The organism is Marinitoga sp. 1155 (genome assembly GCF_001021175.1).
Taxonomy (GTDB): domain Bacteria; phylum Thermotogota; class Thermotogae; order Petrotogales; family Petrotogaceae; genus Marinitoga.
In genome coordinates, this window is sequence record NZ_AZAX01000010.1 from 1 (window position 1) to 16,764 (window position 16,764).

The 16,764-nt window shown below is 27.7% G+C and carries 14 protein-coding genes; 8 read left to right on the forward strand and 6 right to left on the reverse strand.

The annotated features are described in order from the left end of the window. Positions 1-426: 426 nt before the first annotated feature. On the forward strand, positions 427-4,674 hold the full coding sequence (locus tag X274_RS04120) for a PolC-type DNA polymerase III (protein ID WP_047265547.1): 4,248 nt from the start codon (positions 427-429) through the stop codon (positions 4,672-4,674). A 9-nt stretch (positions 4,675-4,683) separates the two neighbouring features. Further along, positions 4,684-5,040: a response regulator gene (locus X274_RS04125; protein ID WP_047265548.1), complete on the forward strand. Its 357-nt coding sequence runs from the start codon at positions 4,684-4,686 to the stop codon at positions 5,038-5,040. Between the two features lie 34 nt (positions 5,041-5,074). On the opposite strand, the gene fabD is transcribed toward X274_RS04125, so the two are convergent. From fabD to fabF, 6 genes are read right to left on the reverse strand one after another with little or no spacing between them, the layout of a single operon-like run. Next, on the reverse strand, positions 5,075-5,962 hold the full coding sequence (gene fabD, locus X274_RS04130; RefSeq protein ID WP_047265549.1) for an ACP S-malonyltransferase: 888 nt from the start codon (positions 5,960-5,962) through the stop codon (positions 5,075-5,077). 29 nt (positions 5,963-5,991) lie between these two features. After that, positions 5,992-6,903 (reverse strand): nitronate monooxygenase, encoded by a 912-nt coding sequence (locus X274_RS04135; protein WP_047265550.1) that lies wholly within the window; start codon positions 6,901-6,903, stop codon positions 5,992-5,994. Then, the gene (locus X274_RS04140; protein ID WP_047265551.1) at positions 6,896-7,777 is read right to left on the reverse strand and encodes a 3-oxoacyl-ACP synthase III family protein; all 882 of its coding nucleotides are present in this window, start codon (positions 7,775-7,777) and stop codon (positions 6,896-6,898) included. Before X274_RS04140 ends, X274_RS04135 begins: the two co-directional genes overlap by 8 nt. Position 7,778: 1 nt before the next feature. Continuing rightward, positions 7,779-8,198 (reverse strand): 3-hydroxyacyl-ACP dehydratase FabZ, encoded by a 420-nt coding sequence (fabZ, locus tag X274_RS04145; RefSeq protein WP_047265552.1) that lies wholly within the window; start codon positions 8,196-8,198, stop codon positions 7,779-7,781. Then, the gene (locus X274_RS04150; RefSeq protein ID WP_047265553.1) at positions 8,189-9,034 is read right to left on the reverse strand and encodes a DegV family protein; all 846 of its coding nucleotides are present in this window, start codon (positions 9,032-9,034) and stop codon (positions 8,189-8,191) included. Before X274_RS04150 ends, fabZ begins: the two co-directional genes overlap by 10 nt. Before the next feature lie 12 nt (positions 9,035-9,046). Then, complete coding sequence (gene fabF, locus X274_RS04155; protein ID WP_047265554.1) at positions 9,047-10,279, reverse strand: beta-ketoacyl-ACP synthase II; 1,233 nt, start codon at positions 10,277-10,279, stop codon at positions 9,047-9,049. Between the two features lie 383 nt (positions 10,280-10,662). Here fabF and X274_RS04160 point away from each other — a divergent pair, with 383 nt between their 5' ends. The 6 genes from X274_RS04160 (at position 10,663) to pelF (ending at position 16,763) form a co-directional block, all read left to right on the forward strand. Further along, positions 10,663-11,640, forward strand: a complete 978-nt coding sequence (locus X274_RS04160) for an Rpn family recombination-promoting nuclease/putative transposase (protein ID WP_047265555.1) — start codon at positions 10,663-10,665, stop codon at positions 11,638-11,640. Between the two features lie 313 nt (positions 11,641-11,953). Next, the gene (locus X274_RS04165) at positions 11,954-12,625 is read left to right on the forward strand and encodes a PilZ domain-containing protein (protein ID WP_047265556.1); all 672 of its coding nucleotides are present in this window, start codon (positions 11,954-11,956) and stop codon (positions 12,623-12,625) included. Between the two features lie 2 nt (positions 12,626-12,627). Beyond that, a complete protein-coding gene (locus tag X274_RS04170; protein ID WP_047265557.1) occupies positions 12,628-13,833 on the forward strand; it encodes a hypothetical protein in 1,206 nt (401 codons plus the stop codon). Then, a complete protein-coding gene (locus tag X274_RS04175) occupies positions 13,830-14,768 on the forward strand; it encodes a hypothetical protein (protein ID WP_047265558.1) in 939 nt (312 codons plus the stop codon). The genes X274_RS04170 and X274_RS04175 overlap by 4 nt, the downstream gene beginning before the upstream one ends. A gap of 5 nt (positions 14,769-14,773) precedes the next feature. Continuing rightward, positions 14,774-15,355, forward strand: a complete 582-nt coding sequence (locus tag X274_RS11500) for a hypothetical protein (RefSeq protein ID WP_052913169.1) — start codon at positions 14,774-14,776, stop codon at positions 15,353-15,355. 1 nt (position 15,356) lies between these two features. Continuing rightward, entirely contained in the window at positions 15,357-16,763 is a 1,407-nt protein-coding gene (gene pelF, locus X274_RS04185; protein ID WP_047265559.1) for a GT4 family glycosyltransferase PelF, read from the forward strand. The last annotated feature ends 1 nt before the right edge of the window (position 16,764 follow it).

Genomic DNA, 16,764 nt, shown 5'->3' on the forward strand with positions numbered 1-16,764 from the left:
TTTTATCAAAAAAAAAAAAAAGTAAACAAAATCGTGGTAAATTTGCTGTTAATTTTATATTTCTAAAATTAATAATAATTACTCAATTAATATATCACCTGATATATTAATATAGTTAATTTTTTGTTTTATATAGTTTGATAAATATCACCTGCATAAAGCTAGAGATTGATAGACCTTTTATCTTAAAGATAATTATGGGGACAAAAATTATAATAAGCCATTTCAGAATAAGTTTATATCGTGTATAAAAATAATAATATCGGGATAAAATCCTGGTGGTTGCTTAAATGAAATATTATTTATTAATTAGGAAGCATTGCTTCCTCTTTTATTTTTTTAATATCATAATTTCATCATTTAAAATGTATAAATTTAAAAAAAATATGGTATAGTTATGTAAAGGAAATATTGGGAGGTCTTTCAATGAAAATTTCAGATTTTTTACTTTCCAAAATAGGATTTATCCCTTTTTCTCTTCAAGGCGATATTGAAATAAATGACTTTCTTCTTTTAAAAATTTCTACACCTTTAAACGAAACAGATGAAAAAAAAATAAAAACTTTTTTTTCGAGATTGATGAAAATGCCTGTAAAAATAATGTTTAATTCCAAAAATACTCTGGATTATATTTTGGAGAATTGGATAGATTTAATAATTGGTAATGAAGAAGAAAATTATCTAAGATTCTTTTTACCTGATATTGAAAATAATACATTAATTTTTAGAATTTCAAATAAATTTGCACTTGAAAGAATGAAGAAAAATAAAATCGTCATTGATAATATTTTAAAACGAAGCCTTGGATATCTGCCAGATTATGAGTTTGTTTATGACGATTCCATAAACATAAATTATGAAAATTTTTCGAATTCCAAAAGTAATGATTCACAAATTATTGATAATTCTGATTCTAATGATTTAAATATTGAAACTTTAAATACTATCAATTCAAATATAGATTCTTTTCAAAATACTAATTTCAATCACAAAGAAAACGAAACTAAAAGTGACGATATTGTAATAGGAAAAGGTTTTAAAAGAGTCTCTATTCCTCTTGATAGATTGAATGATATTATGTATCAAACCTCACAAGTAGTTGTTGAAGGGAGAATATTTCATAAAGAATTTAATGATAGAGCTATTATACTAACTATGTATATAACTGATGAAAAAGATTCTATAACTATTAAAGTTTTTAAAAATAATGCTGAAAAAGTAAATAATACCCTTAAAGAAAATGATTATATTAAAGTGGAAGGTAAAATTACGTATGATGAGTATCAAAAAGAATATGTTATAATACCAGAAAATATATTAAAAATCCCTCCAAAAGAACGCATCGATAACGAAAAAGAAAAAAGAGTTGAACTCCATGCTCATTCTAAATTTAGCGCTTTAGATTCTGTTCTCGATGTGGAAGAATTAGTAAAAACCGCTGCAAAGTGGGGGCATAAAGCAGTTGCTATAACAGATCACGAAGTGGTTCAATCAATACCAACCTTTTATAATATTGCAAAAAAAAATAATATAAAGCCTATATATGGATGTGAAATTAACCTCGTTAATAATATGGCATCAATTATAAACAATTTTTCAGAAGAGCTATCTTTTGATTCAAATTTCACAGTTTTTGATTTTGAAACTACAGGTTTTGATCCAAACACAGAAGAAATTATAGAAATTGGTGCTGTAAAAATTATAAACGGAGAAATTTCAGATATTTATCATAAATTAATTAAACCATCAAAAAATGTCCCACAAAAAATTCAGGAAATTACCGGAATAACCAATAAAATGTTAGAAGATGCTCCATCTATAGAAACCGTTTTGCCAGAATTCATGAATTTTATATCAAATACTATTCTGGTAGCTCACAATGCTAACTTTGATTATAGATTTTTAAGGCGTTGGGTTAAAGAAGTTATGAATATTGATATAAAAATGCCTTACATAGATACATTAGCTATGGCAAGAGCTTTACTTAATCTAAAAGGCGGGCATTCTCTTGATAAAGTTGTTAAGGCATTGGGACTTGGAAATTTTGATCATCATAGAGCTCATGAAGATGCCAAAGTTACTGCATATGCTTTCTTAAAGTTACTTGAAAAAGCTAAAGGCAGAGGGGTTAAAAATTTAAATGAATTGATAAATCTTGAAAAGATGATAGATTTTAAAAAATTAAGAAAATATCACACTACAATATTGGTAAAAAATAAAACAGGGTTGAAAAATCTTTATAAATTGGTGTCTAAAGCTCATACGGAATATTTTTATAGAGATACTACTGTATTGCTTACTGAATTATTAGCAAATAGAGAGGGGCTATTAATAGGTAGTGGTTGCTCAAAAAATATTATATTTGAAGAATTTTCAAGAGGAGCTTCTATTGAAGAAATTAATGCATTAATCAGTTTATTCGACTATATAGAAATTCAACCTTTAGATAGTATAGAGCATCCAAAGGTGGATATTAAAAAAATAAAAGAATTCTATAAATTATTATATAAATCAGCTAAAAATTATAATATTCCTGTTGTTATGACAGGCAATGCCCATTATCTTAATAAGGAAGATAAAAAAGCACGCGATGCTCTAATTATAGGTTCTGCCACAAAAGGACAAAAAAAGACAGTATATCCATCTAATAAGTATTTTAGAACTACTAAAGAAATGCTTGATGCAGCTTATGAAATATTTGAAGATATGAATATAGCTCATGAAATTGTTATTAAAAATACGAATAATATTGCAGATTTAATAGAGGAAATTCAGCCTTTAGAAGGGAAATTACATCCACCGATAATAGATGGAGCTGATCAACAGGTTAAAGAATTAACCTGGAAAACTGCTAAAGAAATCTATGGAGATCCTTTGCCAGAAATTGTAAAAGCAAGGATAGAAAGAGAATTAAATTCAATAATTAATCACGGTTATGCTGTATTATATTTAATGGCTCAAAAAATTGTAAAAAAATCAAATGATGACGGATACCTTGTTGGTTCAAGAGGTTCTGTTGGTTCTTCATTAGTTGCAACCATGATGGGAATTACAGAGGTAAATCCTCTTCCTCCACATTATATCTGTTCAGAATGCCAGTATAGTGAATTTATTACAGACGGTTCATATGATTCAGGATATGATTTGCCGGACAAGAAATGTCCTAAATGTGGTAAAGAAATGAAAAAAAACGGTCAGGATATTCCTTTTGAAACATTTATGGGTTTTGAAGGAGATAAGGTTCCAGACATAGACTTAAACTTTTCAGGTGAATATCAATCAAGAGCTCATAAATTTATAGAAGAACTATTTGGTTCAGACCATGTATTTAGAGCAGGTACAATATCGACAGTTGCAGAAAAAACCGCATATGGCTACGTAAAAAAATACGCAGAAGAATATGCCGGAGATTTGAAAAATGCAGAAATTATAAGATTGGCTAAGAAAATAGAAGGCTCTCGTAGAACAACTGGGCAACATCCTGGTGGTTTGATGATTGTTCCAAAAAACATGGATGTTTATGATTTTACTCCTGTTCAATTCCCTGCAAATGATAGAAAGGCTAACACAATGACAACACATTTTGATTACCATGTTATTCATGATGACCTGGTAAAATTAGATGCATTAGGACATGATGACCCCACATTTTTGAAAATGTTAAGTGATTTAACTGGTATAGAATATAAAAATATAAAGATGGATGATAAGGAAACAATGTCTATATTTTCATCATCCAAAGCTCTTGGAGTAGATCTAAGTTCAGAATTAAGAACTACAGTTGGAACATTGGGAATTCCTGAATTTGGCACTCAATTTGTTAGAGGCATGTTAGAAGAAACAAAACCAAAAACCTTCGCTGCACTGGTTAGGATTTCCGGTTTATCCCACGGAACGGATGTCTGGTTAAATAATGCCAGAGATTTAATAGTTGCGAAACAGGCAACTGTTGATGAGGTTATCGCATGTCGTGATGATATTATGAATTATTTAATCCAGAAAGGTCTTGAAAAAAAACATTCATTTTTTATAATGGAAAAGGTTAGAAAAGGCAAAGGTCTGGCTCCAGAAGATGAAGAGGAAATGAAAAAAAATAAGGTGCCTGAATGGTTTATAAATTCATGTAAAAAAATAAAATATCTATTTCCAAAAGCTCATGCTGCTGCCTATGTAAGTATGGCATTTAGAATAGCATATTTTAAAGTTCATTATCCACTTGCATTTTATGCAACTTATTTTTCTGTAAAAGGTGATGAATTTAATACAGAAATTATATTAAAAGGGAAAAATGCTATTAGATCAAAGATTTTTGATTTAAAATCAAGATCCCTTGATGTAAAAGAAAAAAATGAACTGACTGTACTTGAATTAGCCTATGAAATGATTTTAAGAGGATTTGGTTTTTTAGCTCCAGATATATATAAATCAGATGCAAAAAAATTCATAATTGAAGAAAAGAAATTGAGAATACCATTTATAAAAGTTCCAAATCTTGGCGAAAAAGCTGCTGTTAGTATTGTAAAAGCACGAAAAGAAAAAAGTTTTTTATCTGTTGAAGATTTATTGAAAAGGACAGGAATAAACAAAACTACAATAGAAACTTTTAGAAAATTGGGTATGTTAAAAGGATTACCAGAAAGAAATCAGGTTAATTTATTTGAAGGATTAATGTGAGGTGATTGAATGCCTTATAGCATTTTGGTGGTTGACGATTCGAGATTTGATAGAATAGTTATTAAAAGTATGATTGAAGAACTGGGGCATATAATTATAGGAGAAGCTGAAAATGGCAAAGAAGCTATAAATAAATATTTTAAATTATATCCAGATATAGTATTAATGAATCTTCTTATGCCTGTGATGGACGGTATAGAAGCAATGAAATTTATTTTAGAGAATGACCCTCAGGCAAATATTATAGTGACCTCTTCATCTTCAGAAAAAGAATATGTAAAAAAAGCCATAATAAATGGCGCAAAAGATTTTCTGGCTATTCCTATACAAAAAGAAAAATTAAAAGAAATTCTGGAGAAAATTTAACCCCAACGCTATTTCAGCAGTTGGGGTTTTTTTACTATACCTTTAATATACTCTGTGGTTTTAAACTTTTATCTATTCTTTTTATCAGACCAGTTAAAACCTTTCCAGGACCAACTTCATATATTTTTTCAACGCCTAATTCCTTCATTTTTTTTATACTATCAACCCATTTTACCGCTCCAGTAATCTGATTTATAATATTTTCTTTTATTTTGATTGGGTCATTTTCTATATTAGCTGTATAATTTTGTATAAGTTTATATTTTGGTGAATTAAAGTTTATATTTTCAAGTTCTTTTTTCATGTTTTCTTTAGCATCTTCAATTAATTTTGAATGAAATGGACCACTAACATTTAACTCAACAACTTTTTTAGCTCCATTCTCTTTCAATTGCTTTAATGCTTTTAAAACCTCTTCCTTTTCTCCGCTAATTACTACCTGTTCTGGAGAATTATGATTTGCTATATTTACATTTCCAAAATTTGTTAAAACCTTTTCAATTTTTTCAATATCAAGCCCTATCACTGCACCCATTGTTCCTTTGCCTGGAGGACATGCTTCGCTCATATATTTTCCTCTTAATCTTACCAATTTTATTCCTTCTTCAAATGAAATAACTTCAGATGCTACCAATGCCGTCCATTCACCAAGTGAATGACCAGCTAAAATTTCAGGAACAATATTTAATTTTTCTATTGAATATAAATATATAATATATGAAATTGCTAATAAAGCTGGTTGTGCATTTTCTGTTAATGTCAACTTTTTTTCATCATCGCCATAAATTATTGATGCCAGATCAAGTTTAATCACATCTGAGGCTATATCTAAATATTTTTTATATTCTGGATATTTATCCAATATTTCCTTTCCCATTCCAAGAGTTTGAGACCCCTGACCAGGAAATACAAAGCCTATCATTTTCTTCCTCCTTTACATTTGCTAAATTTTTATCTAAAGATTTTTTCTAATTCTTTTCCAAACTCTTCCACTATTTCTTTAACACTCTTTATTTCATTGATTAATCCGGCACTTTGACCTGCCATAAAAGAACCATTTTCCAAATCACCATATAAAAACGCTTTCTTCAAGCTACCCACCATCATTTCTTCCGCCTCTTCTGGTGAAGATAATTCTAATTTTTTAACTTTTTTTGCAAATTTGTTTTTTATTACACGTGCTGGATGCCCTATTGATGCTCCTGTTACTATAGCATCTCTTATACCTGCTTTTAATATTAATTTTTTATAATTCTCATGTGCTTCACATTCGTGTGTGGCAACAAAACGCGTCCCCATTTGAATACCTTCGGCACCAAGTTCAAGAACTGCCCTCATTCCTCTAAGGTCTGCAATACCACCTGCTGCAATTACCGGTATATTCAATACATCCACCAATTTTGGTATTAATACCATTGTAGACACATCTCCAATATGCCCACCACATTCCATGCCTTCACCTATTATTGCATCTATACCTGCTTTTTCCAGCCTCTTTGCCAGATTTTCTGAAGAAACTACAGCTAAAACCTTTATATTTTTCTCTTTAAGAGGCATTATATATTTCCCTGGATTTCCTGCACCAAAAATAACAACAGGAACATTTTCTTCTTTAACTATTTCTACTAATTGTTCAGCATAGGGATTTACAAGGATAATATTAACTGCATATGGTTTATTTGTTAATCTTTTTATTTCTTTTATGGCGTTTTTTAAAATATCAGGAGTCATGCCACCGGCTCCAATTGTTCCAAGTCCCCCAGTTTCAGAAACTGCCGCCGCCAATTTTGGAGTTCCAACCCAGGCCATTCCACCTTCTAATACTGGATATTTGATTTTCAGCAATTCAGTTACTCTATTCATTGATACACCTCCAGGTAATCGCTGATGTTGTCATTCCACCACCAACTGATATTAATATATGATCTTTTAATTGTATTTTTGTATTGCCATATTTTTTAAATAAAGTTAAAGGAATGCTTGCAGCACCGGTATTACCATATTCTTCTATTATGTTTAAAAAAGTTATATCTTCAAATGTTTTTTTCACACTTTCAAGAATTCGTTTATTAGCCTGATGTGGAACTATTATTTTTTTTCCATACGTTTCTATATATTGATTTATCATTTTTTTCATATTATTAACAGCAAATTTGTATACTCTCTTCCCATCCATAACTATCTTTTTATTATCATTAATATTTAATGCATCCAAATATTGTGAATCATATATAACCCTATGATCACAAATATAACCATCATGATTTTCTAAAACCATGGCAACAGCAGCATCTGAAAAAAGTATTGCTGTATTTATATCGGTACTTTCCACAAGATCTGATAATTTTTCTGAAACTATTATTAATATTTTTCCTGCTATTTTTTCTTTAAACATTACTCCTGCTATATGTAAGGATGTTATAAATCCGACAAATCCGTTTGATATATCTATACCATAACGTAATTTCTTAATCTTTAGTTTTTCAAAAGCTTTCACATAAAATGGAATATAATGCGCTCCTGTTGATGAGACAAAAAGAATAGTATCAACATCTGTTAAATCAAGCTTTTCAGCAGCCTTCATCCCCATCTGAAATATATCTATATTTGAGATATATCGCTTTTTAATTCCTGTTCTTTTAAATATCCAATCTTCTGTAACATCAAATTTTTTCGCCAGAGTTAAATTATCCAGTATTTCTTCTGGAATATATGCGTTTATTTGAGATATATGCATTCTATCCCCTCTTTATTCCAACCATTAATTCTGCAGTTGCTACTATTTTATCTTCAACTTTTGCTACAGCTTTTAATTTATACATTCCCATTTTTTCCTGTAATATCATAACTTCATACATTAATTTATCTCCAGGTCTAACCTCTTTTTTAAATCTTGCTTTATCTATTCCAAGAAATAAAGGCACAACTTTTTCTTTCAAATCCTTCATTAACAATATCCCTGCAGTTTGCGCCAGTCCTTCGATTATTAAAACTCCAGGCATAATGGGGTATCCTGGAAAATGTCCCTGAAATTGAGGCTCATTTATTGATATATTTTTATAAGCTATAATTTTTTCTTCTGTTATTTCAATAACTTTATCTACCAATAAAAAAGGATATCTATGTGGTAATATTTCCATAATTTCATCTATTCCCACTGAGTAATCACCCCCACTGCATCTGGTCCCAAATGTGTTCCTATAACAGGATCTAATAATGAATATACAATAGTATCATCATTTATACCACGATTTCTTAATTCTTCAATTAATAATCCGCCATACTTTAAATTATTTGTATGAATAACTGCTATTTTCTTCATTCTTAACGAATCTATTCTTTCGATAGAATGATTTATAACTTCTTTTATCATTTTATTGATTCCCCGGGCATTTTTTACCGGTATTATTTCACCTTCTTCAAGAGAAAGAATGGGCTTCATATTTAGCAATCCACCCATAAGTGCTTTCGCTTTTCCTATTCTTCCTCCTTTGTATAGATAATCAATATTTGTTACACTAAAAATTGTTCTTACTGTTGTATAAAAATTTCTGGAGTATTCAATTAATTGCTCAATAGAATAATTTCCACTCTTTATTTTCTCCATCAATTCAAGTATTAAAAATCCAAGACCATAACTCGTCAATTTCGAATCTACTGTAAATATCCTTTTTTCATCAACCATGGATGCAGCAAGACTCGCAGAATTCAGGGTGCCACTTAATTTTTCTGATATTGTCAAAGTTATTAAATAGTCATATCTTTTCAACATATCTCTATAAACTTCTTCAAAATCTTTTACAGAAGGCTGCGATGTAAGTGGAACATAGGATCCAACCTTTAATTCTTCATAAAAGGTTGTTGGACATAAATCTATTGCCTTTATATGTTTTCCATCTCTCAGTATATATAACGATGCGTATCCTATATCATTTTTTTCTAAAAAATCTATTGGCAAATTACATGTATTATCTGTTACTAAACCTATTCTCATAAAACCATCTCCTTATAAACTTTTATAAACCACAGAAACGTTATGACCTCCAAATCCAAACGAATTTTTTATTGCATATTGTGTTTTAACCTCTACTGTCTCTTTTGGAATATTGAGATCTAAAAGTTCATCATTTGGATTCTGTAGATTTGGCATTCCGTGAATAAAACCTTCTTTCATTTGTAAAACAAGACCAACAAACTCAATAGCAGCAGCTCCACCAAGTGCATGTCCAAATAACGTTTTCGATCCCTGGATATAGACTTTTTTCGCATGTTCTCCAAATGCATTTCGCAATGCTCTTGTTTCAGCAATATCTCCTGCAGGAGTTGACGTTGCATGACAATTTGCTAAATCTATTCTTTCTGGCTCTATATTAGCATCTTTTAATGCTAATTTTATAGCTTTTGCTGCTCCTAGTCCCTGTTCATCCGGAGCGCTTATATGATATGCATCTCCGCTCATGCCAAATCCTTCAACATATCCATATATATTTGCGTCTCTTTTCTTAGCATGTTCTTCTGATTCCAACACTATTATTCCCGCACCTTCTCCCATAACAAAACCATCTCTATCTTTATCAAATGGTCGTGAAGCACCTTTGGGATCATCATTTCTTGTAGACAATGCTTTCATATTAGCAAAAGCCGCTATTGGCATAGGATCAATAGTAGCTTCTGTTCCACCTACAATAGCAACATCTACATATCCATGTCGTATTAACATAGTTCCAATTGCTATTGCATGCAAAGATGATGCACATGCACTTACTGTATTAAAATTTGGACCCTTTATTCCAAATTCTATAGAAACCACTCCTGATGCCATATCTGAAATCATCATTGGTATTAAAAAAGGGCTCACTACTTTAGGTCCTTTTTTTTCCATTTTTAAAAACTCTTTATATAATGTTTTAAATCCACCTATACCAGAAGCTACTATAACAGCCGCATTTTCTTTCCACTCTTCGGTTAAATTCAAACCACTATCTTCTAAAGCTTCTTTTGACGCTGCTATTGCAAATTGTAAAAATCTGTCATATCTTCTTGCTAATTTTTTATCCATATATTGTGTTGGATCAAAATCCTTTACTTCTCCCGCAATTTTTACTTTGTGTTCTGCAGTATCAAACTGGCTTATATGGTCTATTCCTATTTTCATATTTTTTAAATTTTCCTTAAATTCTTCTTTTGACTTTGCTATTGAATTAATTGTTCCTAATCCTGTAACTGCTACTTTTACCATAATTCTACCTCCCGTAATTTTTTATCATATGTAAATTTTCATCCATACTATTTATCAGCAACAATGTGCCATACGAAAAAATAGAAACAAATGTTCTATTTTAGTATGAATTTTATACTTATATAAAAAAACATATAATTAAACTGTATAAAATTTATACTATTATAATTTATTCCTGATTACCCTAAATAATGAATATACTATATTCTCCCACGAAAAGAGTGGGTAATTAGGAAAAAGACAAATTACCTAAAACCAAAAAAATAGTAATGGATTTTTCTATTATGGTGTAAATAATTTAAAAGAAATTTTGTTGTATCTTTTATCATTTAATCCAATTATGATATAATAAAAAAGAAATAAAATATCAGAAGGTGAAAAATATGGGACTATATGATCAACTATTCAAAGAAATGTTTCAAGACAAAGATATGATTATTGAATTTATCAATTTGTTTCTACCATCATTAAAAAAATTTAATATCACTCCTGATAAAATTACCATTGAAAAAACTAAATTTACCGATTTAAACTATGGAGACAAAGAATCTGATATTTTATTTAAAATTAATTATGATAATAATGATTTATATCTTTTTCTATTACTTGAACATCAATCATCAATAGATTATTTAATGCAATTCAGGATATTAGAATATATGGTTAGAATATGGAGAAATTATATAAACAGACATAAATCGAAAAACAAAGGATTTAAATTACCGCCAATAATACCAGTTGTATTCTATAATGGTAAAAGGAAATGGACAGCAGAAATTTGGTATATGGAAAAGATACAAAACTGGCAATTATTTGATATATATACGCCAAGATTTAAATATGAATTAATAGATTTATCTCAAATAGATAGAAAAAGGTTAATAGATATAAAAAATGCATTAGGATTATTATTGAGCATAGATAAAACAGATAAAAAAAATATAAAAGAAGCGTTTCAAGAGATAGAAAAAGCATTTAGAGGCTTACCAAAAAATGAAAAGAAAAAATTCACCGAATATTTGAACAAATTCTTAATGGTATTGAGTCAAAAGAATAGAATTGAAAATATAGAGATAAACATTGAAAGTGGAGAGGAGGAATTTCGAATGTTTGAAAACTTTGTAAAAGCAATAGATGAATCGTTAAAGGAAAGCTTTGAAAAAGGAATTGAGAAAGGAAAATTTGAAGGCGAAAAAACAATCGCAAAAAGTCTTTTATTTAAAAAATTTGGAGATAATATTGTTCCATATTTAAATAATCTTGATTATTTGGATATAAAAACAATTGAAGATTTAACTAACAATATCTTTGATATTACTCTTAATGAGGTCATTAAAATCCTTAAAAGCACTAAATCGTAATTAACACAACCCAATGTTATGAACAATCTTATAATGTAAGAAAATTACCAAAAATCGATAAAAATTTATAAATAAAAATAGTTTAAATCGTCTGTGTTGTTTACAGACGATTTTTTTGATTTATTCTATTACTTGTAAAAAATTTTTTATAAAAATATTTAGGCGTGATTGAATTGAAGAATGCCTATTTAATGATATTTAAAAAAGTCTAAAATGAAATGACAATTTGCGAGTTTTCGCTTGCTTTACTAATTGGACACTCTAATATGATATAATATATATAAATATAAGAATTAATAGAAGGAGAAAAAACATGAAATATAATGAAAGCATTTTTATAGAAAAAATAAAATTAAAAAAAGTTCTTTCTATTGGTGATTTAATTGATATTGAACTACCAACCCAACATATTATCGGAAATAGTAGAATTGTTTCTTTAAACTTTACTTCAAGGTACGCTCAAATATTACCTCCAATATACAAAAACTCAAAAATTAAATTATATACTGGCGAAAAATTAAACATCCGAATATATGAAAATTCATCAAATATTATCATTAAATCCAAAGTTTTAAAAAAAGAACTGGATAATGTTTTTGTATATTTACCATTAACAGGTTTTAAAATTCAAAAAAGATTATTTTATAGAATTCCTATAATTAGAGAAGGTTTATTACTCGATAATGAAAGTAATAAAAATATTCCATTTGAAACAAGAGATTTTAGTGCTGGTGGAATGCAAATAGTTTTAAAAGATTTTTTAGACAGCGATAAAGAGTATACAATAAAAAAATTGAATATTCATAAAAGCCTGATATTAGAAAATATAAATACAAGAGTTATACGATTAATTGGAGAAAATATATATGGAGAGAAAATTTATGGAATGAAATTTTTAAATATTAGCTATAATTTAGAAAAAAACATAGTTCGTTATGTAAATCTATATTCAATAAAATCAAAACATGGTATATTGGAGGATTAATAATGAACAAAAAAAATATTTTTGCTTTTTTAGAAATTACTCTGATCCTAACAATATTATTTATTTTAGATATAACCAATAAATTTTTCGGATATATTTTTGTAGACCCTAATCCATATTTTATTTTTTCAATTCTTATAGCTATTCGATATGGTATCAATTTCTCTTTATTATCTGGAAGCATCAGTACTTTTTATATCTTTTTATCAATTTTCTTTAATGCCAGAAATGACTTTTTTAAATTTGTTATTTCCTGGACTGTTTTAAAAAATCCTCTTTATATTTTTTTGTTTGGCTTTATAATCGGTTTTTTTAGAGATATTTATATTCAAAAAATAAATTATCAAAATGAACAAATAAACTTATTAAAAGAAAAAGTAAAATCATTAGAAGAAGATATACGAAAATATAAAAATATAACTGATGATCTTGAACATAAACTTGTTCTGGAAAAACAGGGAGTTTCTTTACTGGTAGAGAAATTAAAAGATATTGAATATAATAATTCAGAAGATATATTTAATGAAGCCATTGATTTAATTTCAGAATTTATCTATGCAAAAACCGTTTCTATTTATACTTTAAGTAAAAATAATTTTCTACGTATGAAGGTTAGGAAAGGTCCGCAATTTTTACCAAATTCTCTTCCAGTAGATAAATCTGTTGTAATAAGCATGGCTATGGAATTTGGAAGTGCAAATGCAAATGTTTTATATTTGACAGAAGTAGAATATAATTTTGAATATGAACCTGCTATGGCCGTTAGTGTAAAGTATGGAAAAGAAATACTTGGTTTTATTATTATAGAAATAATAGATCCGGAAAAAATAAATAAAAATACAGAAATATATCTAAAAATTCTGGCAGATTGGTTAAGCACTTTATTACTGGCTTCATCAGAATTATCTGAAAATCAAAATCCAGATTTTCTCACATCTAAAAAATTTAACAATATTTTGGAGAAAATTGAAGAAAGAAGAAAAAGGTTTGGAATTCCTTATTCTATAATAATTGTAAAATACAATAATATCAATTCAATAAATTTATTTAAAAAATTCATTCGAGATACCGATTTTCTTTTTATAGATAAAAACAAAAAAGAAATTAAAATAATTTTAACTTCGTGCTCTAAAGGTGGTTTAACAAGGGTTTTAAATAATTTTAGCCACGAAAATATTAAAGTTGTGGAGGCATATACAAAACAATGAAAAATATTTTTTTAATTATTTCGTTTTTTTCTGGAGTATGTGGGATTTTCTTATTTATTTTTAATTATTTTTATTATGGTTATGCTGCTGTTAGCATTTATACTATTATTTTGCTTTTCATTAATTATCATGAATATAAAAGTTCTTTTTCATTAAAAAATTTATTGCTAAAAACTACATTATTCTTTATAATATTCCCGTTTTATCCATTAATATTATTATTTCAAAAAAGGAATTTATCCCCTTTATATAAAGAAATAGATTTTTCAAAATATAATATTGTAAATTCAAAAAGTATTGGATTTTCTTCTGTTGATCTGGCTCCGTTTAATATTATTTTAAAATATGGCGATCCTGAACAGCGTAAATATGTTGTAAGATTGGTATATAATTCAATAAAAGATGAAAAAATAGATTTTGTAGAAGGGATAAATTTAATCAGAAATGCAATTAAAGAAGACTCTCATCCTGATGTTATATTGTATGCATCTGATGCTCTGACCAATTTAGAAAATTTTTTAATTGAAAAAATTTCTTTTTATATGAAAAATTTAAAAACTTTAAAAGATTATATTGATTATGGCAAATATGCTTTCTTTTATGCTAATTCTGGTTTTTTAGCAGGCGAACATAAACTAGAAGTTTTATGGCAAAGTTCAATTTTATTAAGAACTGCAATTGAAATATTTCCTGATAGCCCAAAATTAATTGTAATAACATTAAAAACCTTAGAATCATTAAAAGAATTCGATGCATTGGAAATATTATTAAATGAAAAGATTAACACAATTAAAGCCCAGGAAATATATGAATATGCAATAATCTATTATATAAAAAGAATGAAACAAAAAACTGTTCAAAAATTAGTTTCCGATTTTATAGACCTTGGTTTTTCAGCAAAACATGAATCCATAAAATTTTTACTGGGGGATTAAATTATATGAAAAAAAAATTTTTACACCCTTATTATTTATTATTTATATTAACTTTGCTGTTAATAGTCATAACTATTATAATAAATTATAATAGCAATTATTCTTTTGACCCTGAATATATAAAAGAACTTCCATGGAATAAAAGAACATCATATATAAAACAAAAAGAATTATTAATAAAATTGGAAGGAAAAAATAATTTTAATGATGAAGATATTATACTCATAAACCAATTAATTTCTATATCTACTGCTTTAAAAGATGATAAAACTTTAAAAATTGCTCAAAAGTATAAACTTGATTTTTTATTATATTCAATAAAAAATCTAATGAATGATAATTCTATTTATGATTATATAAATAATATTGATTTCAAAACAAAGATGCAGCTTTTTTTACTTTCAAACAACAATAATTATATATCTAATTTAATAAAAAATATGAACAAAAAGGAAAAACTACAAATGTTATTTATTTTAAAAATATTTTATCCAGAAAAATTTAATAACTTAAAAGTTTTATTCGATAAAAAAGATATTGAAGATATTGAGTCAATTATCAAATATATTAATTTAAAAGGAGAATAATATGAAGGTTGGAATAGTTTTTGAAGGAACATACCCTTATGTTACCGGTGGTGTTTCAAGTTGGGGAAATACATTAATAAAAAGCATGAAAGATGTTGAATTCTGCATAATTCATATTGGTGCTACTCCTGAAATAAGAAAACCAAAATATTTGTTTCCAGAAAATGTTATAGATTATTTTGAATATTTTTTATTTGCAAAATATGACTTTTCCAGCAAATCAGCTATAACCAAACAATTTGGTAATAAATTAAGAGAAATTTTAAAATATCCATTTGATGAAAAAGTTATGTCTGAAAATCTTTATAAACTTTTTCAGCAATATTCTAATTATGACTTTACAAGCTTGTTGAAATCTGAAACATACTGGGAAGTTATGCTTGATTTTTATAAAACATATATACCTTATGAAAATTTCACCAATTACTTCTGGACTTTGCAATCCATGCTTTTGCCATTTTTGAATTCAATGACTGTTGATTTTCCAAAATGTGATATATACCATACTATAACAACTGGATATGCTGGTATTTCTGCAATTATGAATGGTATAAAAAATAACACTCCTGTAATTTTAACCGAACATGGTATCTATCATAGAGAACGACAACTTGAGGTATTAAAAGCTGGATGGATAAAAGATGAATACAGACTTGCATGGATTAAATTATTTAATACCATTAGTTCATTGGTATATAAAGGATCAAAAAAAATTACAACATTATTTTCAAAAAATCAATTATTTGAAAAAGAATTATGTGAAGATGAATCAAAAATGTATGTAATTCCTAATGGAATAGATTTCGATAAATTTTCAAAATTAGAATACAGAAAAGAAAAAGATCCTTATATTGTTGGACTTGTTGGTCGTGTTGTGGAAATAAAAGATATAAAAACTGCTATTAAAGCAGCTAAAATGGTTAAAGAAAAAATTAAAAACTTCAAATTATTAATTATAGGGCCAACCGGCGAAGAACCAGAGTATTACAATGAATGCCTTGATATGATTAAAATTTTTAGATTAGAAGATACTATTGAATTTACCGGAAAGGTTAATGTTCTTGATTATTATCCAAAAATAAATGTTTTATTACTCTCAAGTGTTAGCGAAGGGCAACCGCTTGTTATTTTAGAAGCTTTTGCTGCAGGAATTCCTGTCGTAACTACAGATGTTGGAGCATGTTCGGAAATGATATATGGTTCCAATGAAGATATAATTGGAGAAGCTGGGATTGTTGTAAAGCCAAAAGACTTTGTAGGACTCGCAAAAGGATTAATTGAATTATATCAAAATGATGAATTTAGAATAAGTGCATCAAAACTGGCAAGAATACGCGTGAAAAAAAGATATAGATTAGAACAAATGATTAAAAATTATAAAGATTTGTATTTATCGGTGGTGAAATAAA